Source organism: Sandarakinorhabdus sp. AAP62, from assembly GCF_000331225.1.
Lineage (GTDB): Bacteria > Pseudomonadota > Alphaproteobacteria > Sphingomonadales > Sphingomonadaceae > Sandarakinorhabdus.
Window position 1 is genome coordinate 271,993 of sequence record NZ_ANFY01000005.1, and the last position, 25,526, is coordinate 297,518.

General features: G+C 63.1%; 28 protein-coding genes and 2 tRNA genes. 17 read left to right on the forward strand and 13 right to left on the reverse strand.

Features of this window, described 5'->3' with window-relative positions; translation table 11 throughout:
- Positions 1-153 precede the first annotated feature (153 nt).
- Both D619_RS0105760 and D619_RS0105765 read right to left on the reverse strand, forming a co-directional pair.
- On the reverse strand, positions 154-642 hold the full coding sequence (locus tag D619_RS0105760; protein WP_017667624.1) for a DUF488 domain-containing protein: 489 nt from the start codon (positions 640-642) through the stop codon (positions 154-156).
- Positions 643-748: 106 nt separating this feature from the next.
- Complete coding sequence (locus D619_RS0105765; protein WP_017667625.1) at positions 749-1,798, reverse strand: hypothetical protein; 1,050 nt, start codon at positions 1,796-1,798, stop codon at positions 749-751.
- 228 nt (positions 1,799-2,026) lie between these two features.
- Here D619_RS0105765 and D619_RS0105770 point away from each other — a divergent pair, with 228 nt between their 5' ends.
- Complete coding sequence (locus tag D619_RS0105770; protein ID WP_017667626.1) at positions 2,027-2,365, forward strand: helix-turn-helix transcriptional regulator; 339 nt, start codon at positions 2,027-2,029, stop codon at positions 2,363-2,365.
- Here the strand turns inward: D619_RS0105770 and D619_RS17570 are convergent.
- Complete coding sequence (locus D619_RS17570; protein ID WP_081587052.1) at positions 2,352-3,011, reverse strand: recombinase family protein; 660 nt, start codon at positions 3,009-3,011, stop codon at positions 2,352-2,354. The genes D619_RS0105770 and D619_RS17570 overlap by 14 nt on opposite strands.
- Positions 3,012-3,099: 88 nt before the next feature.
- Between D619_RS17570 and D619_RS17815 the strand changes: the two genes are divergently transcribed.
- Positions 3,100-3,780 carry a hypothetical protein gene (locus tag D619_RS17815; RefSeq protein ID WP_152417318.1) on the forward strand — a complete coding sequence of 227 codons (681 nt, stop codon included), beginning with the start codon at positions 3,100-3,102 and terminating at the stop codon, positions 3,778-3,780.
- Between the two features lie 22 nt (positions 3,781-3,802).
- On the opposite strand, the gene D619_RS0105775 is transcribed toward D619_RS17815, so the two are convergent.
- From D619_RS0105775 to D619_RS0105785, 3 genes are all read right to left on the reverse strand, one after another.
- On the reverse strand, positions 3,803-4,897 hold the full coding sequence (locus D619_RS0105775; RefSeq protein WP_152417319.1) for a hypothetical protein: 1,095 nt from the start codon (positions 4,895-4,897) through the stop codon (positions 3,803-3,805).
- A gap of 106 nt (positions 4,898-5,003) precedes the next feature.
- The gene (locus tag D619_RS0105780) at positions 5,004-6,737 is read right to left on the reverse strand and encodes a DUF6538 domain-containing protein (RefSeq protein WP_081587053.1); all 1,734 of its coding nucleotides are present in this window, start codon (positions 6,735-6,737) and stop codon (positions 5,004-5,006) included.
- Positions 6,738-6,839: 102 nt separating this feature from the next.
- Positions 6,840-6,913, reverse strand: a tRNA-Gln gene (locus D619_RS0105785).
- Positions 6,914-7,189: 276 nt separating this feature from the next.
- Here D619_RS0105785 and D619_RS0105790 point away from each other — a divergent pair.
- The 5 genes from D619_RS0105790 (at position 7,190) to aac(3) (ending at position 11,700) form a co-directional block, all read left to right on the forward strand.
- A complete protein-coding gene (locus D619_RS0105790) occupies positions 7,190-8,167 on the forward strand; it encodes a Ppx/GppA phosphatase family protein (protein ID WP_017667629.1) in 978 nt (325 codons plus the stop codon).
- Positions 8,164-8,856: an RlmE family RNA methyltransferase gene (locus D619_RS0105795; protein WP_033373048.1), complete on the forward strand. Its 693-nt coding sequence runs from the start codon at positions 8,164-8,166 to the stop codon at positions 8,854-8,856. Before D619_RS0105790 ends, D619_RS0105795 begins: the two co-directional genes overlap by 4 nt.
- A 136-nt stretch (positions 8,857-8,992) precedes the next feature.
- Positions 8,993-9,967 (forward strand): agmatine deiminase family protein, encoded by a 975-nt coding sequence (locus tag D619_RS0105800; protein ID WP_017667631.1) that lies wholly within the window; start codon positions 8,993-8,995, stop codon positions 9,965-9,967.
- A gap of 45 nt (positions 9,968-10,012) precedes the next feature.
- Positions 10,013-10,876, forward strand: coding sequence for a nitrilase-related carbon-nitrogen hydrolase (locus tag D619_RS0105805; protein ID WP_017667632.1), 864 nt, complete (start codon positions 10,013-10,015; stop codon positions 10,874-10,876).
- Positions 10,876-11,700, forward strand: a complete 825-nt coding sequence (gene aac(3), locus D619_RS0105810; RefSeq protein ID WP_017667633.1) for an aminoglycoside 3-N-acetyltransferase — start codon at positions 10,876-10,878, stop codon at positions 11,698-11,700. The genes D619_RS0105805 and aac(3) overlap by 1 nt, the downstream gene beginning before the upstream one ends.
- On the opposite strand, the gene D619_RS0105815 is transcribed toward aac(3), so the two are convergent.
- Positions 11,690-12,328: a uracil-DNA glycosylase gene (locus D619_RS0105815; protein WP_026090758.1), complete on the reverse strand. Its 639-nt coding sequence runs from the start codon at positions 12,326-12,328 to the stop codon at positions 11,690-11,692. The two genes, aac(3) and D619_RS0105815, sit on opposite strands and share 11 nt — an antisense overlap.
- A gap of 29 nt (positions 12,329-12,357) precedes the next feature.
- On the opposite strand from D619_RS0105815, the gene folK reads away from it, so the two are divergent.
- The 9 genes from folK to D619_RS15735 all read left to right on the forward strand — a co-directional run bounded on the left by folK (position 12,358) and on the right by D619_RS15735 (position 20,817).
- Positions 12,358-12,846, forward strand: coding sequence for a 2-amino-4-hydroxy-6-hydroxymethyldihydropteridine diphosphokinase (gene folK, locus D619_RS0105820; RefSeq protein WP_017667635.1), 489 nt, complete (start codon positions 12,358-12,360; stop codon positions 12,844-12,846).
- Positions 12,847-12,866: 20 nt separating this feature from the next.
- A tRNA-Lys gene (locus D619_RS0105825) sits at positions 12,867-12,943 on the forward strand.
- Positions 12,944-13,209: 266 nt separating this feature from the next.
- On the forward strand, positions 13,210-14,001 hold the full coding sequence (locus tag D619_RS0105830) for a dienelactone hydrolase family protein (RefSeq protein WP_017667636.1): 792 nt from the start codon (positions 13,210-13,212) through the stop codon (positions 13,999-14,001).
- 56 nt (positions 14,002-14,057) lie between these two features.
- Complete coding sequence (locus D619_RS0105835) at positions 14,058-14,483, forward strand: FKBP-type peptidyl-prolyl cis-trans isomerase (protein WP_026090760.1); 426 nt, start codon at positions 14,058-14,060, stop codon at positions 14,481-14,483.
- Positions 14,483-15,598, forward strand: a complete 1,116-nt coding sequence (locus D619_RS15730) for a patatin-like phospholipase family protein (RefSeq protein ID WP_017667638.1) — start codon at positions 14,483-14,485, stop codon at positions 15,596-15,598. Before D619_RS0105835 ends, D619_RS15730 begins: the two co-directional genes overlap by 1 nt.
- A 139-nt stretch (positions 15,599-15,737) precedes the next feature.
- The gene (gdhA, locus tag D619_RS0105845; RefSeq protein ID WP_017667639.1) at positions 15,738-17,096 is read left to right on the forward strand and encodes an NADP-specific glutamate dehydrogenase; all 1,359 of its coding nucleotides are present in this window, start codon (positions 15,738-15,740) and stop codon (positions 17,094-17,096) included.
- Positions 17,096-17,584 (forward strand): DUF4188 domain-containing protein, encoded by a 489-nt coding sequence (locus tag D619_RS0105850; protein ID WP_017667640.1) that lies wholly within the window; start codon positions 17,096-17,098, stop codon positions 17,582-17,584. The genes gdhA and D619_RS0105850 overlap by 1 nt, the downstream gene beginning before the upstream one ends.
- Before the next feature lie 3 nt (positions 17,585-17,587).
- Positions 17,588-19,234 carry an acetolactate synthase large subunit gene (locus D619_RS0105855; RefSeq protein ID WP_017667641.1) on the forward strand — a complete coding sequence of 549 codons (1,647 nt, stop codon included), beginning with the start codon at positions 17,588-17,590 and terminating at the stop codon, positions 19,232-19,234.
- Positions 19,231-20,817, forward strand: coding sequence for an amidohydrolase family protein (locus D619_RS15735; RefSeq protein ID WP_017667642.1), 1,587 nt, complete (start codon positions 19,231-19,233; stop codon positions 20,815-20,817). Before D619_RS0105855 ends, D619_RS15735 begins: the two co-directional genes overlap by 4 nt.
- Before the next feature lie 79 nt (positions 20,818-20,896).
- Here D619_RS15735 and D619_RS0105865 read toward each other — a convergent pair whose 3' ends face one another.
- The 6 genes from D619_RS0105865 to pgsA all read right to left on the reverse strand — a co-directional run bounded on the left by D619_RS0105865 (position 20,897) and on the right by pgsA (position 24,795).
- On the reverse strand, positions 20,897-21,472 hold the full coding sequence (locus D619_RS0105865) for an NAD(P)H-dependent oxidoreductase (protein WP_017667643.1): 576 nt from the start codon (positions 21,470-21,472) through the stop codon (positions 20,897-20,899).
- A 160-nt stretch (positions 21,473-21,632) separates the two neighbouring features.
- The gene (locus tag D619_RS18035; RefSeq protein ID WP_193743256.1) at positions 21,633-21,809 is read right to left on the reverse strand and encodes a hypothetical protein; all 177 of its coding nucleotides are present in this window, start codon (positions 21,807-21,809) and stop codon (positions 21,633-21,635) included.
- Positions 21,810-21,811: 2 nt separating this feature from the next.
- Positions 21,812-23,482 (reverse strand): TIR domain-containing protein, encoded by a 1,671-nt coding sequence (locus tag D619_RS0105870; RefSeq protein ID WP_017667644.1) that lies wholly within the window; start codon positions 23,480-23,482, stop codon positions 21,812-21,814.
- 40 nt (positions 23,483-23,522) lie between these two features.
- Positions 23,523-23,993 carry a molybdenum cofactor biosynthesis protein MoaE gene (locus tag D619_RS0105875; RefSeq protein WP_017667645.1) on the reverse strand — a complete coding sequence of 157 codons (471 nt, stop codon included), beginning with the start codon at positions 23,991-23,993 and terminating at the stop codon, positions 23,523-23,525.
- On the reverse strand, positions 23,990-24,247 hold the full coding sequence (gene moaD / locus D619_RS0105880; RefSeq protein ID WP_152417320.1) for a molybdopterin converting factor subunit 1: 258 nt from the start codon (positions 24,245-24,247) through the stop codon (positions 23,990-23,992). Before moaD ends, D619_RS0105875 begins: the two co-directional genes overlap by 4 nt.
- Positions 24,244-24,795 (reverse strand): CDP-diacylglycerol--glycerol-3-phosphate 3-phosphatidyltransferase, encoded by a 552-nt coding sequence (gene pgsA / locus D619_RS0105885; RefSeq protein WP_026090762.1) that lies wholly within the window; start codon positions 24,793-24,795, stop codon positions 24,244-24,246. The genes moaD and pgsA overlap by 4 nt, the downstream gene beginning before the upstream one ends.
- Before the next feature lie 57 nt (positions 24,796-24,852).
- Between pgsA and D619_RS0105890 the strand changes: the two genes are divergently transcribed.
- On the forward strand, positions 24,853-25,524 hold the full coding sequence (locus tag D619_RS0105890) for a nitroreductase (RefSeq protein WP_017667648.1): 672 nt from the start codon (positions 24,853-24,855) through the stop codon (positions 25,522-25,524).
- Positions 25,525-25,526 lie beyond the last annotated feature (2 nt).

Here is a 25,526-nt window from a genome sequence, read left to right on the forward strand (position 1 = left end):
AATGCGGCCTTGTGGAGGCTTGTGGCGCTGATTTGGGGCAATTTCCGGGGGGCAATGGTTGCTTGGCCGAGGCGCAATTCCTTGAGTCTTTTCGGTGCGGTGGCTGGAACGATTTATGGCCGTAAACTGGGCGGAACTTTATCGAGCGTGAGCTTAGAACAAGTCGGGCTGGGGGCTGCCTAGCCGTAGTATCCGAGCGTCAAATTGGGTGAGGGGGGTTCGAGCGATTGTCTGGGTAACATCCTCTTCGCGCCCGTCGCGAAGGATCGAGCGAGCTATGACACCAAAACGGAAAAGCAGACTTGCACCGATATCCCAAGTCCGGTGGCATTGTGTTGGATCGCCCTCGGCGCACATAATGACGAGAGGCTCTTTGCAAGATGCGTCAAGCAACTGGTCCAAGGCTTCGATATAGCGCGGGTCATCGAGCGCAACCTCCGACTGCCCGCCGAGCACGCGGCCAGTCTGTCGATAGTAGATGCCGCCACGCTCTGCCCACCGTTCGATCTGGTTGGCGTTGAATGGCTGGTTCCGGGACCACGGCGATGACCGCACGTCCCATAGCTGCGTGATACGCCGCCGTTCCAGTTCGCGGAGGAACTCGGGAAGCGTCCGCGTCGAATAGCCAATCGTGTAAATCATAATAACTCCAGTTGGTTGTCCCAATGGAGTCTAACTTTTGAACGAGTCCCTAGACAGCCCAGAACGGCGGACTTCTGCCGATTGCGCGCGGGATACCGCGCTTCGATTACCTCACGGCTTTGAACGCACCTTGATCCCAATAGCCCACCGCGTCATCGGACGGCGCATCCATGGTGTAGGTGTAACGCTCACTGATCCCTCGGACCCATTCATAGCTAGAGTGCGTAAAACGCAATCGGAGCAAATGAGTTTGCGCTCCGCCCTGAGCGCGAGCGATATTGGCACGTGCAGCGAATAGCCCGCCAGTCCACGTGATCCTGCGATTGCCTGCGCCAGCTACGCGCACATCGATGTCGCGCTCCCACATCACCTGCCCCACGATTTTGCCATATGCTGCGCGCAAAATTGGGAAGAGGGCGCGCTGCTTTACGGCGATGGCTTTTTGGAGCTTGCGCTGAGCATCCTTGCCCGCCTGATCTAGCATCATGGCATTGCTGGCTTCAAGGGCGCGGGCGGCGTCTTCCAGCTTGGTGATGGCGTTCCATATATCCGGCGCTGATGCCGGTGCGGTTGTGGCAATGCCCGTTATCTGTGGCAACCAGTAAGTTCGGACCTTCTCCGCAAAGATGCTGTTAGGAGCCAAGGCATCATTGGCTTTGATCCGTGCTTCAATCTGTTCCACCAATGCTTTGACCTCGGCATCGGTGCGAAGCATCTCTGAAGGGGCATTGTCATAGACGATTGTTAGTGCGCGTTCGGGTTGGTTGGCTTTCAATGCGGATCGCGCTTCATCGAGCATGGCTGTCCTGTCGAGATGCGTTGTTCCAGCGGTGACGGAGGGGGCCGCATTTTCAGCCTCGCTGTGGACTTTGGCTTGCTCTTCGGCTCGGGCGGCATCCTGGCGGGCCTTTCTGTCGGCTTCGCGCTTTGCCACAATCTCCGGGTGTTTCCGTTCCCAGTCGGCGGTGACGATCAGAGTGGTGGCTAGGCCGACGGTCAGGACCAAGCCGCCCAGAACCGGCGCGGCATACCATGCCGACAACTTCGGCCAGCGTTCACCAAGCCGTTTGCCGGTTGGTGGCATCAGCAGCAGGCCCGCCACCACCAACAGCAGTCCGACGGGTCTCAAGGATGGCGGGTCTGCTGCCGAGACCATGGAAATGCCGGAAAGGGCAATGACAGAGCCCAAAGCATATCCAATTAGCCCGAGTGATGTTTTCACGAGCGACCTAGGGTTTGAGGGCTGCACCGATCACGCTCCCTGAAGTGAGTTGCGATTTCCGGGATGCCGCATTTGCACTTGCTTGCAAACCAAAAGCGGAAATCCGAAATCCGTAGTCTACTTCACTCCAACCCGTCTGGCTTCCCGGTCACATCACGGGGCATGGCCAATGACTCGCTGCAGAAGCTTCGAACGCAATTCGGAAGGCTGGTGTCGGCCAAGCGCCGCGAGAGGGGTTGGACGCAGGACGACCTGTCGTCTCACGCCCAGATCAGCGTGGACATGATTTCTCGAATTGAAGCCGGCGCTACCGGTGCCAGGTTCACCACGATTGCCAAACTGGCCACCGCGCTCGGCGTGGAGCCTGAGGAGCTCTTCTCACCCAGGGCCGCCTTGGACCGCCCCAAGCTCAACGCTATTGTCACACGGCTGGCGCGCTTGTCCGACGATGACCTTGATTGGCTGGATGATGTGCTGGCGGCGGTTCTCAAGCATCGTTAGGCGGCGGCAATTCCAGTCGATCCAGGATGCGCCGAACGGTCATGGGGTGCCATTTGCCACCCGATGATGTCGGATGCCCCCCAGCGGTCAGGAAATTGGCAATCTGAGGCAGGGTTGCACATCCTGATGCCCGTGCCTGCACAATGGCTGGGCGAAGACACTCCGCATGTGCTTGCGCGTCTGCTCTATGCTTCGCCGCCAGAACCTTGCCGTGTGTGCCAAGCACGGTGCCGCGGGCCTTCGCGGCAGCTAAGGCTGCCCGCGTCCGATCACGGATCATCTGGCGCTCATGCTCCGAAAAGACAGCCAACATCTGCAAGAGTAGCCGGTTGGCCTCTGGCATGTCGGCACAGCGGATTTCCACATTCGCGTCGAGGAGTTGGGCCACGAAGGAAAGCGAGCGTGAAAGCCGGTCGAGGCGAGCAATCAGCAGGGTGGCTTTAGCCCTACGACAATGAGCGAGCGCCCTGGAAAGCTGAGGCCGGTCGGATTTCGCGCCGCTCTCGGTCTCGGTGTATTCAGTAATGATCGTTCCACCAGATTGGGCCGTATATCGCTCTACAGCTTCGCGTTGCGCCTCGATGCCGAGGCCGGAAGCTTGCTGTTTTCCAGTGGAGCATCGAAGGTAGACAATGAAATCAGGCATATCTTTAACAGGTTATGGTTGGTTTACCTGTTAAAACTGCCTCCTGAGAGTGTTGCTGTATAGTCCAAACCGACTTATGGAGGGCGCCATGAGCACAAAGATCGCTGTTCTAGAGAGTCGCTGGCACAGCCCCTCTAACGGCATTGAGCGCAATACGACCGTGCGCCCATTATTCGAGTTTCTTTCGGATATTCATTTCGGCACCCACCATGCGTTCGAGTACGAAATGGTTGGAACTCGGCCCGCGCTGGACGAAGCTCTTGCGCGGCTGTCACGTAGTCGGCGAGTCACAGTTGCCTATTTAGGCATGCATGGCAATGAGCGCGGGTTGCACTTGCATAGTGGCGATAGAGTGTCCCGAACGCATCTGCGCAATACCCTCCGAACCATATCAGCGGTTCAAGGCGCAAGGCTCAGAGGCCTATACCTTGGCTCCTGTCTTTTCGGAACACAGCAGTTGGCAAATTACCTGCTGAGCAGAAACATTTCATTGAATTGGATTGCAGGATACCGTGAAGGTGTTGACTTTGTTAAATCGACGGCACTCGATCTTCTTTTCTTTAACACGTGGCTTGAAGTTAAGCGCGAGCAACCAAGCTACACTGAGATCCAACGCATCCATGAGGTTGCAGATCGAATGCGTGTTGAAGCTCCGGGGCTAATTCGAACGCCTCTAGAAAACGGGAACCCGCACTGCGGGCTTGGCTTCTCACTGTATGTGCGGCGGCGAGGACCTGCGGGAGGAGTGCGCAACCTCTTCGAGCTCTGATGTGCCATGACTTCGGCCCAATCTATTTTTGTGCGCCAAGCAATAGATTGAGGCCCGTCACCTCCAAGCCCTGGTCCCAGCCGGACCAGTTTATGCCCTTCGAGACGAGTTCTGGGCAGGGGACGAGGTAGGCAGAAGCAAACTGTTCTGCCATTGTAGCGTCCAAGCCCAGCAGCGCAATCGTAGCTACGTGGTTCTTTCCCCGCCGCAGCCCCACATATTCGCGCCACCATTGCTTAGGCTTCGCTCCTTGCCCCATCAGGTAGCCGACCCGAATCGAGCCGAAAGGGTCCGCCATGGTCGCGATCTTCGCCAGCGAATTGTGTGGGGCTTTCATGGTTTTTACGAGTTCGACCCGTGTTGTCGGCGATGGGCCGAACGGAGGCTCCTTACCTTTCTTGATGCGCTCTTTTGCTCTGTCGTAGAGACCGACTAACACTTTACCGGCCGGCTTCGTCTTGCTGGATTTCCCGTGAAGGTAGAGCGTTTCAATCACACCATCGCTGCCGATATAGATGGAGCGCTGTTGCTCGTTCTTGTGGAAGGCAACCAGATCATCCGTTTGCACCCCTTCCAGATCGACAGCCAAATCGATGCGTGTGACACGGGCAGATTTGAGAACCGCCTTCCCGGCAAATGGTCCATCCGGATCATTCAGTATTGCTAGCAGCGTCTTGAACCCCTTTGGGCCCAACTTGCGCGGGTTCAGTTCGATCCGCAGGCGGGCTGGGGCTTTATTCGTCTGCTCGGAAAACTCGAAACGCACCGAGCTATCCCGAGGCCCCATGCCTAGGGTGACGTGTCGATACCATTGCTTGTTCTCGAAATACTGGCAACCGAGCGGCTGGGTGTTGTGTGGATTGGAGTTCAGGTAATGCCCTGCACCCTTAACCCACTGCGCAACCGTTACCCCAGCCGGTGTTTTTGGGCCGAAGATATCAGGCGTAATGTCTATTATCATACTGAGCCGGTCAGGAACCGGCACTGAGACCCGGACTATCCTCCCGTCACACATCGACAGCGTCGTTGGGAACAACTCATACGGTGGCTTCGGTTTCGGGAACGGTTGCGGCTTGTTAGAGGATTGGCTCGCGGTGGCGGAAATCTTGACCGGCACGTGCCGTTGCCCCTTCTAATTCCCCCGCCTGGCGCAGGATGGAACGGGGCAACTATCCAGCATCCTGGACCACACTCTGGTTAGCGGATCAGTGCCGCCGAGTCTATCAGTAACGATGCACTTTGGGATCGTATGATCCACCCAGCGCCTTGACCACATCGAACCCATGATCCAGCTTTTTCAGCGTGGCCAACTTGCGTTCCAAGCCCTGATCGCCGCCATACCCAGCCGTGACTGATCCGTCTGAATGACCCAGGACTGCACCAATGTCTTCGTTGGTAACGCCTGCGGCCCGGAGCCGGGCGGCCATCGTATGCCGGTGAACATGGGTTGCACGGCCCGGTTTGAACAGATCGAACTCATGGAGGTATCTCGACCAAAACTTGGTCATGCCATCGCTCATCCGGTTCTTGCCGATGCTGATTTCAAACAGCAGGCGCTTGCCGGGGTGGAGTTTGGCCCGAGCTTCCACAAACTCCTTTAGGCCCAATTCGAGAAGGGCAGGGTGCAGCGGCACCTTGTGTGTCCGGGGGCCGAACTTGCTTCGCTTGGGAACGCCCTCCGGCAGCTTACCCGGTTGGATGATTAGGTGGGGCACCGCGTCGTCCAATCGGAAGTCGCTCGGGAGCAACTGGGCAATATCTCCCGCCCGCGCTCCAGTGAACATCATCAGTGCTGCCGACCACCAATAACCGTTGCGGATCAGAGAGCTGCCTTCGGCCATCATGCGGCTGTGCGACTTGTAGCCGGTGAAGAGCGGCGTTTGTAGGAAGCGTTTCAATTCCTCTGTCGAGAATGGTTCGGGCGACTGGCGCAGCTCATTTCTGCCGCCCTCGAATGGCAAATCCTTGGTTGGGTTTGGGATGCGATATTCGGCCTGTAGCCACCCAAAGAACTTGGTGGTGAAGCGCCAATACCGTTGTCGAGTGACGAACTTAAGGTTCGCCTGACCCGGCAAAGCTAGCCGGTGGCGGAAGGGCAGCTTCTTGCCTTGCGCGCCTGCTCCGAGTTGCAAAAGGCAATTGCGGAACTCCCGCATCTGATCGTGCGTGATGTGGGCAACGGGCGTCTCTGGAGCGATTTCCTCTTGAAGCCAGCGAAGCACACGAGCTGTCTCGTCGCGGGTAGAGCCTTGCCGTTCCGTCCGCACTAGGTAGGCGTTGTATTCGGTCACGGCATTGGCCAGCGTGAGCTCTGGACGAATGATCTTCGGACCGGTTGCTGCCGGGTTGATAGTCTCCAAAACGACGGGAGCACCGTGGCCCTGCGCAAAAAGCTCATCGTCGGGACTGAACCGGCTTGCTGGGGTTTTCAAGCCGTGCAGGAGGTAGCGCATCTGTTGGCGCTTTGCCCGTGCGACATGGCTAAGGGCCGCAATCTGGCCATTCGGCTCCAACTTGTCGAAGTCCACGCCCATAGGTTTGAGCATGGCTCTAGCAGCGATCCTGTCGCCGTCTGTGTAGCTGTGCGCCGTAAGGTGGTCTTCCTGCCGTTCGATCTCGCCTTCGGTCTGCTCGATCTGGAAAGCGAGGGCGTTTTGATAGTCTTCAGCAGGCAGTTCGCGTGGTTGATCAACGTCCATCACGAGCTGTGCAAAGTAGGCTCTTGCCGCCTCTTCCAATTGCTCCCGGTCCAACAATCCTGACCTGGCCATGCGCTCTACCGTTCTATGAAACCATCGAGCAGCTTCAATACATCGTCTCTTGGCGATCACGTAGTCCTTGGTTGCCAGTGACCGCCTGAAATCTGCAATTTCAAGGGCTTGGCTATGTGTGGAAGGCAACCTGATCCGCACGTAGTAGACCGCGCCGCGCCGTTCCAGATGGGGAGGGCGAGACATTATGGAAGCCTCGCACTGTCACACAAATGTGTGACAGTTGACCGTCTGGACGCCAGAGACGTCCACCTAATCATTTGAGTTATTGGGGATAAACCGCTGGCCTGGATGCCCCGCGAGGATTCGAACCTCGATTAACGGAGTCAGAGTCCGGAGTCTTACCTTTAGACGACGGGGCAACAGCCAGCGAGGGCGGGCATTTAGCGGCTGCGGCGGCAACGGTCAACCGCCGCGTGCCGTCGCCTCCTGCAGGACCAGCCCGATTTGCCAACATGGCCGATATTGGCTAGCGTGATGTCAGGTTCCGCTGCGGCGACGTTCTTGCTGAACGTCTCGATCAAGGCGGTTTTTTGAATCGACTGGACTTGCCGATGCCGGCTCCGCTTGAAACCGCTGACGGTCCCCGTCGCGGTCCCTCCGCCCGAAACCGGGCATACGCTTCCCAGCAGCGCCGCGTGCGGGCCTATGGCGCGCTTGATCTGGGCACCAACAATTGCCGGCTGCTCATCGCGCGCCCGTCGCCGGATGGTTTCACGGTGGTCGATGCCTATAGCCGCGTGGTGCGGCTGGGTGAGGGGCTGCTGGATGCCGGCCGGCTTTCCGATGCCGCGATGGATCGCACGCTGGCCGCGCTGTCGGCCTGTGCCGACAAACTGGCGCGCCGGGAAGTGCGGCTCACCCGTAATGTCGCCACCGAAGCCTGCCGCCGCGCCAGCAATGGCCTGGCTTTCGTGGAGCGCGTCTACAACGCCACCGGTATTGCCCTTGATGTCATCAGCGCCGCCGAAGAGGCCAGACTGGCGGTGCTGGGCTGCCATGTGCTGATCGATGGTGATGGCCCGCCGGCGCTGGTTTTCGACATCGGCGGCGGCTCGACCGAGCTGATGCTGGTGGCGCCATCCGGGATCGGTGACGCGCCACCGGCCATTCTCGACTGGATTTCGATGCCGTGGGGGGTTGTCTCGCTGGCCGAAACCGAACCGCAATGGCCGCAGGCGCCGGACCGGGTGCAGGCCTATGACCGGATGCTGGACCAGATCTGGCCCTGGCTTGACCGCATGTCCACCAAGTTGGCGGCGCGCGGCGTGCACGAAGTGCAGTTGCTCGGCACGTCGGGCACCATCACCACGCTCGCCAGCGTGCAGCTGGGCCTGCCCGGCTATGACCGACGGCGGGTGGATGGTTGCGCGGTAGACACCACCAGCCTGGCCGCCCTGTGCCGATCGATCGGCGTGGCCAGCGTGCAGGAACGGTCCCGCATTGCCTGTGTTGGCCCGGACCGGGCGGAACTGATCGTTGCCGGCTGTGCCATTCTGGAAGCCATTCTCACCCGCTGGCCGGGCGGGCAGGTGAGGGTGGCCGATCGCGGTATCCGTGAAGGCATCTTGCGCACGCTGATGACACGCGACGGCGTGTGGGCGGCGGGCAAGTGAGCGGCGCTGGTCCCACAGGCCCTGGCGGGCGTTCGCGCGGCGGCAAGGTGCGGGTGAAGACCGCCCGGCGCCGTTCCCCGCAATCAACACGCTGGCTGGAACGGCAGTTGAACGATCCTTACGTGGCCGCTGCCAAGGCGCAGGGCTATCGCAGCCGGGCGGCGTTCAAGCTGAAGGAACTGGATGCCGAATTCGGCATGCTGGCCGGGGTTGAACGGGTCGTCGATCTGGGCGCCGCGCCGGGCGGCTGGTGCCAGGTGGTGAAGGAAAAGCGCCCGAAAGCGCGAGTGGTCGGCATGGACCTGCTCGCCATCGAGCCGCTGGCTGGGGTCGACCTGTTCCAGAAGGACATCACCGACGATGACAGCGAGGCGCTGATCCTCACCACGCTGGGCGGCCCGGCCGATCTGGTGATGAGCGACATGGCCGCCAACACCGTGGGCCACAAGATGACCGACCATCTGCGCACCATGGGCCTGATCGAAGCCGCGCTCGACATGGCCACGCGCTTGCTGCGGCCCGGCGGCAGCTTTGTTGCCAAGGTGCTGGCCGGCGGCGGCGATGGCGATTTGACCGCGGCGCTGCGCAAGCATTTCACCAGCGTCAAGCATGTGAAGCCCCCGGCCAGCCGCAAGGGTTCAAGCGAATGGTATGTGGTGGCCCAGGGCTTCAAGCCGCCCGCGGCCTGAACAAGCCAGTCGCACTTCGCGGTTGCCAGCGCCGGCATTGGCTGGCAATCAAACGCCACAGCAACAGTTTAGGGCGGCCAGCCACGCCGGGGGCGGTGCGTGGCAGCAACGAACATGTGGGGAGCAGGACAAGACGATGACGGCGCGACAACCGGCAGAATGGGCTGCCCACGCCGCCACCTGGACGGCATTCCCGTCCCATGCGGAGCTGTGGGAAGAGGATCTGGCTCCCGCCCAGGCCGAAGTGGCCGCCATGGTGCGTGCCATCGCCAGGGGGGAGCGCGTCGAGCTGCTCGTGGCCAACGCTGCCGCAGCGACGGCCGCCCTGGCGCTGCTGGGCGATGCGAATGTCCGCATCCACGAATATGGCTTTGGCGATATCTGGCTGCGCGACACCGGGCCCTTGTTCCTGCAATCGCCGCACGGGCTGGCGGCGGCCGGTTTCCGCTTCAATTTCTGGGGCGGCAAATATGATCTGCCCGGCGACGAGGGCGTAGCGGCGTTCATCGCCGGCGCCACCAGGACGCCGCTCGCCAAGCATGGCTGGGTGCTGGAAGGCGGCGCCATCGATGTGGACGGCACCGGGCTGGTGGTGACCACCGAGCAATGCCTGCTCAATCCCAATCGCAACCCCAGGATGGACCGGGTGGAGGTCGAAAGCCATTTGCGGCGCGATCTGGGTCTCGAATCCGTGCTGTGGTTGGGCGAGGGGCTCATGAACGACCATACCGACGGCCATGTCGACAATCTGGCGCGCTTCGTGGCACCCGGCCGGCTGGCGCTGCCGGTGGCCGCAGGCAAGGATGATCCCAACAAGGATGTCTACGAAGACGCCTGGGACCGCGCTCGCGATTTCGGACTGGACGTGGTGCCGATCCCATCACCCGGCAAGGTGGTGCGCGATGGCGAGATCATCCCGGCCAGTCACATGAATTTCTATATCGCCAATGCCGTGGTGGTGGTGCCGCTTTATGGCGCGCCAAGCGATGAGGATGCGGTGAAAGCCATCGCCGCGCTCTTCCCCGAGCGTGAGGTGATCGGCATGCGCGCCGACCATATTCTGACCGGCGGCGGCAGCTTCCACTGCATCACCCAGCAGCAGCCGAAATAAGGCGCCATCTTTCGCCCGCCACAATCGTGCGCTAGGGGCGAAATCATGACCCGTACCATCACTGTCGCCGGCCTGCAGTTGGCCTTTTCCGGCAATCGCGACGCCGATATCGCCATGACCGCCGCCGCTGCCCGCGCGGCGGCTGACGGCGTGGATGTCGTACTGCCGCCCGAGTTGTTCGAAGGCCATTATTTCTGCCGGCACGAGGATGAAGGCCTGTTCGTGAACGCCCTGCCGCTGGACAAGCACCCGGCGGTCGCCGCCATGCGCGAAGTGGCGCTGGAAACGAAGACCTATATCCCCTGTTCCTTCTTCGAGAAGGACGGGCATCATCATTACAACAGCCTGGCCATGATCGATGATGGCGGCAACGTGATGGGCGTCTATCGCAAGAGCCACATCCCCGACGGGCCGGGATATGAAGAGAAATTCTATTTCCGACCCGGCAATACCGGCTTCAAGGTGTGGAACACGAAGAAGGGCGTCATCGGCATCGGCATCTGCTGGGACCAATGGTATCCCGAAACCGCCCGCGCCATGATGCTCATGGGCGCCGAAGTGCTGATGTACCCCACTGCCATCGGCACCGAACCGCATGATCCTGAACTCGACACGCGCCGGCTGTGGCGGCGGGCGATGGTGGGCCATGCCGTGTCCAACGTCGTGCCCGTGCTGGCCTGCAACCGCATCGGCACCGAAGAAGCCGGCACGCCGCACGCGCAGACTTTCTATGGCACCAGTTTCGCCTGCGATCAGCGCGGCGACATCGTGGATGATCTGGATGATGCAACGCCGGGCGTGGTGAAGGCGACGTTCAATCTTGATCTCGCCGCCCGTCACCGCGCTGCCTTTGGCTTCTTCCGCGATCGCCGGCCCGATCTCTATGGGCGCATCGCCCAGGATATCTGATGCGCCGCATCACTCTGGGTGAAGAGAGTTTCTGGACGGCTGAGGCGCTCGCCGACGATCTGGTGGCGCTGGGTCTGGCTTCAGGCGATGCCGTGATGGTCCACGCCAGCCTGCGCCGCGTTGGCCCGGTGCTGGGCGGGGCAGACGGCGTGATTGCCGCCCTGCGGCGCGTGGTTGGTCCGCAGGGCTGCATTCTCGCCTATGTCAGCTGGCTAGAGCAGTTCGAAGATGCCCTGGATGATGACGGCCGGCTTGATCCGTCGCTGAAGCCCGTCATTCCGCCCTTTGATGCCGCCACCTCGCGCGCCAATCCCGATCATGGCTGGTTCGCCGAAGCGCTGCGCACGACGCCGGGCACGCGGCGCAGCGGCAATCCTGGCGCATCGGTGGCAGCTTTGGGGGCAGGGGCGGAAGGCTTCACCGCCAATCATCCGATGGATTATGGCTATGGCGCCGGATCGCCCTTTGCGCGGCTGGCGGAAGCTGGCGGCAAGGTGCTGATGCTGGGTGCGCCGTGGGACACGATGAGCCTGCTGCACCACGCCGAACATATCGCCGATATCCCAGGCAAGCATGTGCGCCGCATGGAAGTGCCGCTGGCAGCCGAAGCAGGTGTGGCCTGGCAGGCAATCACCGAGTTCGACACGGTCGATCCGGTGGTGGACGGGTTGGACGAGGACTATTTCGCCAGCATCGTCGTTGACTTTCTGGCCAGCGGGCAGGGCCAGCAAGGCCAGGTGGGCGATGCGCCCTGTGTGCTGGTGCCGGCCGCCGCGATGACGCGTTTTGCCGTCAATTGGCTGGAGCGCCGCTTCAGGCCCTGAAGGCCAGTGTCGACTCAAGCGCGGCCTTGAACATCTCCGGCGTCAGCAGGCCGGTGTTGGTGTTGAGGCGGCTGCAATGATAGCTGTCGACCAGCATCACGCCCGACGGCAATTTGTGCGTCACGCCATGGCCGAAGCGATATTTGGGCAGCTTGCCGCCAATCGCCTTGATTGCGGCCTGGTGGGCGGTCTCGCCCAGCGCCACCACCACTTTCAATTGGGGCAGGGCGGCCAGCTGTTCTACAAGGAATGACCGGCAGTTCTGTTTTTCCGCCGTTTCGGGCAGGTTGCCGGGCGGGGCGCAAGCCACGGCGTTGGTGATGAACAGGCCCGGCGCATCCCAGCCCGCGGGTGTTTCGCTGGCCAGACCCAGTTCCGCCAGCGTGCCAAACAGCATCTTGCCGGCTTCATCGCCGTGGAATGGCTTGCCGGTACGGTTGGCGCCCTTCAGGCCGGGTGCGAGGCCGACAATGGCCAGCCACGCATTGGCATCGCCCAAGGGCGGCACCGGGGCATTCCACCAGCCGGCATGGCGGGCCTGCTGTTCGGCACGATAAGTGGCAAGGCGCGGGCACAAGGCACAGTCTGCAGGTGGGGTGCCCGGGTGGGGGAGGCTCTCGTCAGTCATCGTTTATGCCTGTAGGGGGCTGGGCGCATATGGCAATCACCCTTGTCGCGCTGGGATCGAACCGCTGTCACGGCCGCCATGGCCGGCCGGCGGACGTGGTGCGCGCGGCCTTGATCGAACTGGCGTTGCTGGCGCCGGTGGCGCAGGCTTCGCCGATCCTTGATACCGCCCCCATCGGGCCGGGCAGCCGGCGCTATGCCAACGCCGTGGCAGCGCTGGATTGGCCCGGCAGCCTGCCCGACCTGCTGCGCGCCTTGAAAGCCCTGGAACGCCGCTTTGGCCGCCGCGCCGCCCGGCGCTGGGGTGATCGCGTGCTCGATCTTGATATATTGGCGGCGGGTGCAACGGTGGTGCAGGTGCCGGGCCTGAATGTGCCGCATCCGCGTTTGGCGCAACGGCGGTTCGTGCTGGATCCGCTGGTTACCGTCGCGCCCGGCTGGCGCCACCCGATTCACAATCTGACGGCAAGACAGTTGCGCGCCCGCGCGCTTCGCCCTAAAGGCCTGCCCCGCGCCTGATGTGCGCCAGCCTCGCGTGAGGGTCCTTAGCTCAATCGGTTAGAGCGCCCGCCTTTTAAGCGGTAGGTTTCGGGTTCAAGTCCCGAAGGACCCACCACGCCGCAGCGCCGCGAGCGCGCATGGCGCAGCCAAGCGCGCCGACAGGCGCAAGGCCGGACGGGCTGGCTGCCGGGCTTCAGCCCGGCAGAACAGCTTCGACGGCGTGGCTCCGCCGCCGGCCGCGCCCGCATGGGCTCAGCGTGGTTTCTGCGGCAAAACCCACCCCCAGCCCCTCCCACCGGCGGGAGGGGAGCTGCGTGTGCTGATTGCGCTTGTCAGCCCGACACAACCACCGCATTCTCATCGCAAATTGGGGAACCACCCATGCCATTATCCGACTATAGCCTGTCCGACTTCACCGCCGGCCCCTACACCCGCCCGGTCTACCGCCGCGGAAGCGGCCCGGCGGTCATCGTCATTCACGAGGTGCCTGCGCTCCATACGCTGGTCATCGACTTTGCCGACCGTCTTGCCGAAGCCGGCATGACGGTCTTCTGCCCCAGCCTGTTCGGCACGCCCGGTTCGGTGCCCACCAAGGCCGCGGCGGCGAAGCAGTTGTTCCTCAACATCTGCATCCGGCGCGAGTTTTCGGCCTGGGCTGATGGCCGCTCCAGCCCGATTGTCGATTGGCTGCGGGCGCTGGCGAAACAGGCCCACGAAGAATGCGGCGGGCCGGGCGTGGGAGCCGTCGGCATGTGCTTCACAGGCGGCTTTGCGCTGGCGATGATGACGGAACCCAGCGTGATCGCGCCGGTGTTGAGCCAGCCCAGCCTGCCCATCCGCGGCGCCAAGACCGGCAGCATCGATGCGACGCCCACGGAAATCGCCTGTGCCCGCCGCCGCTTCGAGGCAGAGGATCTGTCGCTGCTCGCCCTGCGCTACCGTTCCGACAAGCTGGTGCCCGATGCCCGCTTCCGCCGCTATGAACGCGAATTCCCCGGCCGGGTGGAAACCATCGAGCTGGGCGACGAACATGCCCGCACCGGCACCGGCATGGCGCCGCACAGCGTGTTGACCGTGCACTTGCCCGAGACCGGCCCCGGCAAGGCGGCCGAGACGAAGACAATCGCATTTCTGCAGTATCGTTTGGGGCTGGCGAGCCGAACTCCCCCTTGATTGCCGGAGCGAGTGCAGCCACATCGGTGCTGCACTGCAATAACGGGAATAGATTGATGTCTTCTGCCGCTTCCATCGCCGCCCTGGCTGTCTCTGTTGCCGCTGTGTCGGCCACCAGCGTTGCTGCCCAGCAGGCCGTGCTGCCCGGAGGCACCCGCTTTACCGAGGAAAGGGCCGGCACTGGCGCGTTGGCCGAACCAGGTCGCGCCGTGGCGGTGCATTACACCGGCTGGCTCTATGTGGATGGCGGCAAGGGCGCCAAGTTCGACAGCTCGCGCGATCGCGGCCAGCCCTTCATCTTCACCCTGGGCCTTGGCGAAGTCATCCTGGGCTGGGATGAAGGCGTGGCCGGCATGAAGGTGGGCGGCAAGCGCACCCTGATCGTGCCGCCGGAAGCCGGCTATGGCGAACGCGGTGCCGGCGGCGTGATCCCGCCAGGTGCGACGCTGATGTTCGACGTCGAGCTGCTGGCGGTGCAGTGATGGCCGGCCTTCCCGCCCTGCCAGGCCAGCCCGTGCTGGTACTGCAAGGCGGCGGCTCGCTCGGCAGTTATCAGGCCGGCGTGTTCTCGGGCCTGGATCAGGCTGGCTATTGCCCGCAGGCCGTGGCGGGTATTTCGATCGGGGCCATCAATGGCGCGCTGATTGCCGGCAACCCACCCGAACGGCGGCGCGAACGGCTGATGACCTTCTGGGAACGCATCACCGGCAGCCCGACGCTGTCATGGCTGCACAGCGACGGCAAGGCTGGTGATGTTGCCGAAGGGTTGCGCCACCAATGGGCGGCAGCGGCCACGGCGATGATGGGCGCGCCCGGTTTCTTCCGCCCGCGCTGGCCGTGGATGCCGGGCTGGTGGCCGGGCCAGATCGCGCTCTATGAAACCGATGCGTTGAAAGACACGTTGCTGGAACTGGTGGATTGGGATCTGCTGAACAGCGGCACCGTGCGGCTGGCGGTGGGCGCGGTGAACGTGGAAACCGGTAATTTCAAATATTTCTGCTCCACGCAGCAGCGGCTGGACGTGCGCCACGTGATGGCATCGGGGGCCCTGCCGCCCGGTCTGCCGCCGGTGGAGATCGATGGCCAATATTGGTGGGATGGCGGGCTGGTGTCGAACACGCCGCTCGATCATGTGCTCGATCATGATGACGATGAGGATCTGGCGATTTTTCAGGTCGATCTGTTCCCGGCGCGGGGCGCGCGGCCGACCACGCTGGCCGAAGTCGAGGAACGCGCCGCCGATATCCGTTTTTCCAGCCGCACCCGCTTCACCACCGATGCCCAGGCCCGGCTGAACGGCCCGCGTGAGGCCTGGGCGCGGCTGGCCGCGAAATTGCCCCCCGAACTGCGCGACAGTGCCGAGGCGAGGCTGCTCGACCGGTTGGCGCGGGGCCGCCGGGCCCTCGTGGCCCAGCTGGTGTATCGCGATCAGCCGTGGCAGGGCGCTGCCAAGGGTCGCGAGTTCAGCAGAGCCACCATGCAGACGCACTGGCGTCATGGCGAAGCCGATGTGGCCGCCATGCTGGCCCGCGGTGGCTGGGCCGCGCTGCCGGCCGGGCCGGGCGTGTGGAGCTTTGACGCCACCGCGCAGGGTTGATTTTCCACCCCTTTGCCAATGCCGAATTTCTGATAGGCTACACGCTGCGACAATTTGACCGGCATCATAAGCCGGCGATTGGCGAACAGCACTGAGGGCGCGCGACTGCGTCTGCCTCAGTAGCCGGGGGAGAATCATCATGGGCATTGGCGATCATGTCGATCTGGCGGGATTCATCGCAGGGGTGAGCCGTCGCAATCCGGGGCAACCGGAATTCGTGCAGGCGGTTACCGAAGTGGCCGAGGATATTTTCGACTTCATCGGCGACAAGCCGAAATATCATGAAGCCCAGATCCTGCGCCGCATCGCCGAACCGGACCGTGTCGTGTCGTTCCGCGTGTGCTGGGAGGACGACAACAACAATATCCGCGTGCAGCGCGGCTGGCGGGTGCAGAACAACAACGCCATCGGGCCCTACAAGGGCGGCATCCGGTTCCACCCGTCCGTCACCGAAAGCGTGCTGAAGTTCCTGGCGTTCGAACAGACCTTCAAGAACGCGCTCACCGGCCTGCCAATGGGCGGCGGCAAGGGCGGCTCCAACTTCAACCCCAAGGGCAAGAGCGTGAATGAAATCATGCGCTTCTGCCAGAGCTTCATGACCGAACTGTATCGCCACATCGGGGCCGATATTGATGTGCCGGCCGGCGATATCGGCGTGGGCGGGCGCGAGATCGGCTTCATGTTCGGCCAGTACAAGCGCATCACCAATCATTTCACCGGCGTGCTCACCGGCAAGGGTCTGGAATGGGGCGGCAGCCTGATCCGCACCGAGGCCACCGGCTATGGCGCGGTCTATTTCCTGCAGAACATGCTGAAATCAAAGGGCATGGACGTGGCGGGCAAGACGGCGGTGATTTCCGGTTCCGGCAATGTGGCGACGCACGCGGCGGAAAAGATCGTGCAGCTGGGCGGCAAGGTGCTGACCCTGTCGGACAGCGAGGGCTTCATCCACGATCCCGAGGGCATCACGCAGGAGAAGATCGACTGGGTGAAGACCCACAAGACCCACCGGCGCGGCCGCATTTCGGAATATGCCGCCGAATTCAAGGGCGCCACCTTCCACGGTAATGGCGCGCGGCCGTGGGGCGTGCCCTGCGATCTGGCGCTGCCCTGCGCCACCCAGAATGAACTGAATGGGGTGGAAGCGAAACTGCTGCTGCAGAACGGCTGTATCGCCGTGGCGGAAGGGGCAAACATGCCCACCGATCTGGATGGCGTGCACATCTTCAAGGCGGCGAGGATCCTTTATGCCCCGGGCAAGGCCTCGAACGCCGGCGGTGTTGCCGTGTCTGGCCTCGAAATGAGCCAGAATTCGGCGCGCATGAGCTGGAAGGAGGAGGAACTGCAGGCGATGCTGAAGGACATCATGTCCGGCATCCATGATCGCTGTCTGGAATATGGCCGCAGCGCCGATGGTCACACCGATTATGTGAAGGGTGCCAACATCGCCGGCTTCAAGAAGGTCGCCGATGCAATGCTGGCGTTCGGCGTCGTCTGATGGCCGGCATCATTGATCGCCGCGTCTGCGCGGAAATCGACGGCCCGTTCGTGCTGTTCCTGATTGGTGTGCGCATCAACCGCTTGCTGGCGATCAACAGCTGGCTGCCAACGGTGCGGGCGATGCGGCCGATGATCGTTGAACTGATGCAGCAGCCCGAGCTCGGCTTGCTGCATGCCCGCACGCATTTCGGTTTTCCGGACATTTTGCTGGTCCAGTATTGGCGCAGCTACGACCATCTCGAAGCCTATGCCGCAGCGCGCGAGCATCTGCACCTGCCGGCCTGGCAGCGTTTCAACAAGGCGGTGGGCAGCAACGGCGACGTGGGCATCTGGCACGAAACCTATCTCATCAATCCCGGCCAGTATGAGAATGTTTACAACAACATGCCGGCCTATGGCCTTGGCGTTGCCGGCACCATCCTCGATGCCACCGGGCCGCGCGCCCGGGCATCGGGGCGGCGCAAAGCCCAGATTTCAGGAGAGTGAGCGATGACCAAGGCTTCTGATCTGCTGGTGCAATGCCTTGAGGCAGAGGGCTGCGAATATGTGTTCGGCGTGCCCGGCGAGGAGAATCTGGATTTTCTCGACAGCCTGGAACGATCAACCAAGATCAAGCTGATCCTCACCCGGCACGAGCAGGGCGCCGGCTTCATGGCCGCCACCTACGGCCGCCACACTGGCAAGGCTGGCGTGTGTGTGGCCACATTGGGGCCGGGGGCGACCAATTTCGTGACGGCGGCGGCCTATGCTTTCCTGGGCGGCATGCCGATGCTGATGATCACCGGCCAGAAGCCGATCAAGAAGAGCAAGCAGGGCCGGTTCCAGATCCTCGACGTGGTCGACATGATGCGGCCGATCACCAAATACACCCATCAGCTGGCCAGTGCGGACAATATCCCGGCCCGCATCCGCGAAGCCTTCCGGCTGGCGCAGGAGGAAAAACCCGGTGCCACCCATCTGGAATTGCCGGAGGATATTGCCCACGACCCTACCGACGCGGTGCCGTTCAAGCCCAGCTATGCCCGGCGGCCGCTGGCGGATGCAAAGGCCGTGTTGGCCGCCGTGCGCGCCATCGAGGGAGCGAAATCGCCCATCCTCGTCATCGGGGCCGGCGCCAACCGCACGATGACCAGCAAGATGCTGCTGGAATTTGTTGAAAAGACGGGGATTCCCTTCCTGACGACGCAGCTGGGCAAGGGGGTTATCGATGAGCGGCACCCGAAATTCCTCGGCTGCGCGGCGCTGTCGGCGGGGGATTTCGTTCATGCCGCCATTCGCCGTGCGGACGTGATCGTGAACATCGGCCATGATGTCATTGAAAAGCCGCCCTTCTTCATGAACCAGGCCAGCGGCACGGTGGTGCACATGAGCTTCCGTTCCGCCGAGGTCGATCCGGTCTATTTCCCGCAGATCGAGGTGATCGGCGATATCGCCAACGCCGTGTGGCAGCTGAAGGAGGCCATCCGTGTCCAGCCGCACTGGGATTTTGCCGCCATGCTGGCCGCGCGTGCCGCCGAAGTGGCGCATCGTGACGCCGCGGTGGACGATCAGCGCTTCCCCATCTACCCGCAATATCTGGTGAGCGAGATCCGCAAGGCAATGCCGGAGGATGGCATCATCGCGCTCGACAACGGCGTGTACAAGATCTGGTTCGCCCGCAACTACACCGCCTATCATCCCAACACCGTGCTGCTCGACAATGCGCTCGCCACCATGGGGGCCGGCCTGCCCTCCGCCATGGCGTCGAACATGGTCTATCCCCACGCCAAGGTGATGGCGGTGTGCGGCGATGGCGGCTTCATGATGAACAGCCAGGAGATGGAGACGGCCGTCCGCCTTGGCCTCAACCTCACCGTGCTGATCCTGAACGACGGCAGCTATGGCATGATCCGCTGGAAACAGGCCAACATGGGCTTCAAGGATTGGGGCCTCGAATATGGCAACCCGGATTTCGTCGCCTATGCCGAAGCCTATGGCGCCAACGGCCACCGCGTGACCAGTGCCGAGATGCTGCCCGGCCTGCTGGCCCATTGCCTCGATACGCCGGGCGTCCACCTGATCGACTGCCCGGTGGATTACAGCGACAACGACCGCATCCTGAACAAGGATATCAAGGAATTGAGCGCCAGGCTGTGAAGCGGCATGTACTTGCCCTTGCCGCTGCCTTTGCCGCGACTGTGCTGATCGGTGCCGGGCCGGCGCCGCAGGCCGATATCCTGCTGAAGGGCGGCAGCATCCATGATGGCAGCGATCGCCCGGCCTTTGTCGGCGATGTGGCCATCAGCGGTGACCGCATCAGCTTTGTCGGCCCGGGCGGCCGGGTGCGGGCCAGGCGGGTGATCGACGCGCGCGGTCTGATCGTGGCGCCCGGCTTCATCGATCCGCACACCCATGCCGATATCGGCGCGGCTGATCCGGCCAGCCGCCGGCTCGACACGTGGCTGGCCCAGGGCGTCACCACCATCGTCACCGGCAATGATGGTTATGGCAGTTTCCACATCGACGGCCAGACCAGGGTGCTGACAGAAAGGCCCATTGGCCCCAACCTGGCCTCGTTCGTCGGCTTCGGCGCCGTTCGGACGGCAGTGGTGGGGCAAGGCGATGTGGCCGCCACAGATGATCAGGTCGCACGGATGCAGGCGCTGGTGGCCAAGGGCATGTGCGATGGTGCGCTCGGGCTTTCAGCTGGCCTGTTCTATGCGCCGCAGAAATTCGCCACGACCGACGAGGTGATCAGGGTGGCCCATGCCGCCGCCATGCGCGGGGGCCTGTATGATACGCACCAACGCGACGAATCCAGCTATGGCATCGGGCTGCTGGCTTCGGTGGACGAAGCGCTGCGGATTGGTCGCGAAGCTGGCATGCCGGTGCATTTCGCTCATCTGAAGGCGCTGGGCGCCGATGTGCACGGCAAGGCACCGGCCGTTGTCGCTCGCATTGCAGCGGCGCGCGCGGCGGGGCAGGCGGTGACGGCTGATCAATATCCCTACACTGCCGGCGGCACCGGCCTGGCGGCGGCGCTTTTGCCGGCCTGGGCGCAGGATGGCGGTATCACTGCGATCAAGGCGCGCCTTGCCGATCCGGCGCTGCAGGGCCGGCTGCGCGCCGATATGGCCGACAATCTGCGCCGGCGCGGCGGTGCGGGTGCGCTGCTGATGATTGCGTCGGGCCGGCCATGGACCGGCAAGCGGCTGGATGCGGTGGCCGCCGGCTGGCAGATCGACGCCATTGCGGCGGCACAGCGCATCATCGCCGCGGGGCCTGACGGCGACGCGGTGGCATCGTTCATGATGATCGAGCCGGATATCGAAGTGATCATGCGTCAGCCCTGGGTTGTGACAGGGTCAGACGGCTTTGCCGGACATCCCCGCATTGCCGGCACCTTCCCCTTGAAATACGCGCGCTATGTGCTTGAGAAAAAGACGATCAGCCTCGCCCGCTTCATCCGCCAGTCAACGGGGCGCACCGCCGATATCCTGAAGCTGGATCGGCGCGGCTATCTGCGGCCGGGCTGGTTTGCCGATGTCGTGCTGTTCGATCCCGCGCGTTATGCGCCGCGCTCCGATTATGCCAATCCGAATGCGCTGGCGGTGGGGGTGACGACGCTGCTGATCAACGGGCAACTGGCCATCGACGGCGGCGCCCTGGGCAGCACGCTGCCCGGCCGGGTGTTGCGCCGCACGTCGGTACCGCACTGCCCGGTGCAGCCGGGCGACTGATTGACGAGGCGGGCCGTCCACCCCACTTGACGGCCATGACTCCCGCACCCCGTCCGACCGCGCCCGCCCGCACCCGGGCCTAGCCGGCCAGTTTGCGCGCCGCCGCGAAGAACGTCTCGATGCGGGCCGGCGTCGCGTCGCGGATGGTGCCCACCACCTTCATGTGCGTAACCTTCAGCCCGACGAAATCCAGGATCTGCCGGCGCAGCACGTTGAGCCAGCCATTGCGATAGCCCAGCCACAGATACCAGGACGGCGTATCGGCGGTGATCAGTACACGGGCGGTGCGGCCTTCGAACAGCTTCCTGGGGAAATGCCCGTCGCCTTCATAGGCAAAGGCGATGCCGGGCAGGAAGGCGCGGTCGATCAGCCCCTTCAGCTTGGCTGGCGCCGCGCCCCACCACAAAGGATGGACCAGGATGAGCGTGTCGCACCAGCGAATGGCGTCGAGAAAGGCCACGATATCAGGTTCATGCGCCATGCGGCTGTTGTAGCCGTGGGCCAGATTGGGATCGAATTCCATCGCGCAAAGCTGCATCACCCGCACCTCCGCCCCGCGCGCCCGCGCCGTTTCGGCGGCCGCAGCAGCCAAGGCGCTGCACAGGGAGGTGCCATCGGGATGACCGTCGAGCACCAGAACGCGGGTGGAAATCATGATCGTTCACATCCTTGTAACCGCAGTCGCAGGGCCATGCAGTTTTGACAGTTTTTCCGCATTTGGGCGGTTTTCAAACCGAACAGCGCCATCGTGAGACAATCGTGCGGGACGGTCGCTGGTCAGCAACTTACGCCAAAATGCGGCCTGTAGGACAGCTTCAATGCTCGGCCGGCACCTGGGTGGCGCGGGGCTGTCGAACGGCTGGCGAATTGCGGGTGACGTCAACCCTTGCCGACAAGCCCGGTCCTGGCCGCGATGGCGTCGGCCGAGAACAGGCGAGCAGCGCCTCATCCTTGCGTTTGTAGGACAGGAAGATATCGGGCGCGGCGGTCATGCTCAGGCTTCCGCTGCGGCGTAGAGAGCATGAATGAGGGCAACGTCCGCCTCCAGCGACGGACTGGTCTGGGCGCAGAGACGATAAAGATGCTCTGCTGACGCCCGTGCCAACCCCAATTGACGGGCCGTTTTCACATGGTTGAGCGCTTCTGTCTCTCGCCCAAGTTTCACGCTGACGAGCGCCTTCAAGACGTGACCATGCGGATATGAAGGATTGAGCGCGAAGACTTCATCGACGGCTGTATCTGCTTCGGCCCAGCGCTCGGCCAGGGCGAGGGCCCTTGCGATCCACATTTTGGCGATCCAGACAACCATCGCGCCGGGCATCAGGCGCAGAGAAGTCTTGAGTTCGGCCAGGCCCATTTCCAGCCGGCCATTCATCACGCTTGCAATAGCGTAGCCATAGCGGATTGTGCCGACGCCCGGTGCCTTGCTCACGGCACGTGCGGCGTAGCGCTCCCCTTCGTTGGCGCTGCCGATATAGCTGAGCGCAAGCCCAACCCAAGCGAGAACCATAACGTCGTCTGGCGCCAAAGCCAGTGCGCGTTCCGCTATGGTTCGAATGCGCTGCACTTCGGCTGGATCATTGGGGCCAGTGAACGCAAACTGGGTTGCCTGCGTCACGGCAAGCATGGCCTGAGCAACTCCATAGTCGGGCGCAATGGCCACGGCGCGGGTGGCCTCGGTGATGGCAAGCTGCATGGCTGTCGGATCGTACAAGCGATAGGCGGACCATGCCCTTGAGATGGCTTCCCAAGCCGTGATGTCGCCAGGCTTTTTCAGTGCCCGCTCCACTTCCAGATTGTGGACCTGCGTATCGAGGTTTGCCGCGATTTCGATGACCAGCTCTTCCTGCAGATCGGCCAGTTCCGACAAGGGACGATCGAATTTCGCGGTCCAGATCGCCGTGCCACTTTCCGCATCGAGAAGTTGGGTGGTGACACGCAGGTTGGTGCCGACGCGGCGGATGTTGCCTTCCAGCAGATAGCGCACCCCCAGTTGGCGCCCCAGGGCCGGGATGTCTGTGATTGCTGCTCGGCTCAGGTTGGCGGTGGTCGTCGCGCCCAGCACGCGGACATTCACGCCCTGTGTCAGCGCCGAGATCACATCCTCAACCATGCCCTCGGCAAACACCTCGTCCTCGGTCAGGCCGGAGCGGTTGGTGAAGGGCAATACTGCCAGCGACGGAGCGGAACCGCATTGGCCGGGTTTCAGCGTTTCGGCGACAGTGGGCGCCTCCGGTTGCGGCAAGCCCGCGCCGGGCAACGCTGGTTCTGCCTTCCGGCCAACAAGTCCCCGGACATCGCGAAGGAACGCCGCCCAAGACCTGTCTGCGCTATCACCCATCCAGTGTGAAAGGTCGGCGGTCTGGGTCAACTCGAACATGATGGGGCGTTCGCAGGGTTCAATGGTTACCGGCACCAACGTCTTGCACCTGTCCGCAATCGTCGCCTCCGCCCGCACCCAGCGCGAGACGACTGAGCGCGGCGACCACAGCACCACCACTGCCTTGGCGGCGCGCAGGGCGGCTTCGGTCACTTCGTCATAGGCCTCGCCAGACCGCAGCGCCGTGTCCCACCACACGTTCAGGCCTGCCGCCGTGAACGCATCGGCAAACAGCTTCGCGCGGGACTGGTCCTCGCGGTTGTAGGACAGGAAGATGTCGCTCAAAAATGCCCCCGCAATGCGTTGGGCCAGTGTTATCCGAACGTCAGGGCGGCGTCGATGGACTCTTGGCCAGCCAGCGCTCCGCCGCGTTGTCGTCGCTGCCCTTGGCGTCTACCCAGCGTGTCGTCCCATCGGCCCACTCCTCGCGCTTCCAGAAGGGGGCCTTGGTTTTCAGCCAGTCCATCAGGAAGCTGGCCGCAGCAAAGGCGTGGGCGCGGTGGGGGGAGGCGGTGGTGACGAGGACGATGGCGTCCCCGGGCAACAGCCGGCCGTGGCGGTGGATGATGGTGCCGATGGTATCGGGCCAGCGGGTTGCTGCATTGGCAGCGATGGCCTGCAGCTGCGCCAGCGTCATTGCCGGATAATGTTCGAGGGTGAGGGCGACCAGGCCATCGTCGGCGCGCACCAGCCCGGTGAAGGCAACGGCGGCGCCAAGATCGGTGCGGCCGCTGGTGAGCGCAGCCTGTTCGGCGGCGGCGTCAAAAGGTTCTTGCTGCAGGCGGGCGGCAATCATCCGCCGGTCACCGGCGGGAAGATGGCGATTTCGCGCGGGGCGGTGAGCGGCGTCTCCGCGCTTGCGAACTGCTGATCGACGGCGACCCGGATGCGGCTGCGGTCGGCCAGCGCGGCGGCATGGCCGGGGCTGCGGGTGGCGAGCCAATCGAGCAGGGCGGCGACCGTGGCGGCTTCGGCGGGCAGGGCGAGGGTCTCGCTGTCCTTACCGATCATCTCGCGGACCCAGGCGAAGTAAAGCAATGTTGTCATCACATATGCTTCAGGCCGACGCGCAGATAGTCGTAGCCGGTGATCAGGGTGAGGATGGCGGCGATCCACAGGGTGATCAGCCCGATGGTCTCGGCCGGCAGCCAGGGCAGGATCGGCACGGCGCCAACCAGGATCAGTGCGCCGAGCGCCACCAGTTGCGCTGTCGTCTTCCACTTGGCGAGCTGGCTGACCGGCACCGAAACCTGCAGCCCGGCCAGATATTCGCGCAGGCCCGAAACGAACATCTCGCGCAGCAGGATGATCAGGCCGGCAATCACGCTCCAGCCGTGCAAGATCTGCGCATCCACCAGCATCAGGATGGTGGCGGCGACCATGATCTTGTCGGCAATCGGATCGAGGAACTGGCCGATTTTCGAGACCGTGCCCCACGATCGCGCCAGATAGCCATCGAAATAATCGGTAATCGCCGCCAGCGTGTAGAGGCCGAAGGCGGCCAGCCATTCCCACGGATTGCGGCCCCACATCAGGGCTACAAGGCCGGGCACCGCCAGGATGCGCGACAGGGTGAGCAGATTGGGGAGGCTGGACAACACGCGCCCTTCATAGGCAATCCAGCGGCAAGTGCAAAGTTACGGAAAGGCTTGGCTGTGAAGGTTTCCGATGCCGTGTTGGCGCGCCGTTCGGTGCGCGGATTCTTGCCGACACCCGTCAACGCTGACGTGATCCGCCGCGTGGTGGAAACGGCGGCGTGGGCGCCTTCGGGTGGCAATCTGCAGCCCTGGCATATCGACGTGGTGGGCGGCGAAAAGCTGGATGAATTGAAGCGCATCATGCTGGGCAAGTTGATGGGCGGCGGCGCCATGGAGCCGACCGAGTATGACATCTATCCAAAGGAATTGCCGGAACCGCACAACAGTTACCGCTTTGCGGTGGGCGAGGAACTCTACAGCCGGCTGGGTATTCCGCGTGAGGACAAGGCCGGTCGCCGCATGTGGTTTGCGCGGAATTTCCAGTTCTTTGGTGCGCCAGTTGCCTTGTTCTGCTCCGTCGATCGCCGCATGGGTCCGCCGCAGTGGAGTGATCTTGGCATGTATCTGCAGACGCTGATGCTGTTGCTGAAGGAAGAAGGGCTGGATAGCTGTCCGCAGGAATGCTGGGCGATCTATCCGAAAACCATCGGGGAGTTCATCGGCATTCCGCCCGAACGCATGTTGTTCACCGGCATGGCGATCGGCTTCATCGACCCGGATGACAAGGCCAATCTCGCCCGCCCGAGCCGCGCGCCGATGAGCGACTGGGCGGCCTTCCACGGCCTTTGATT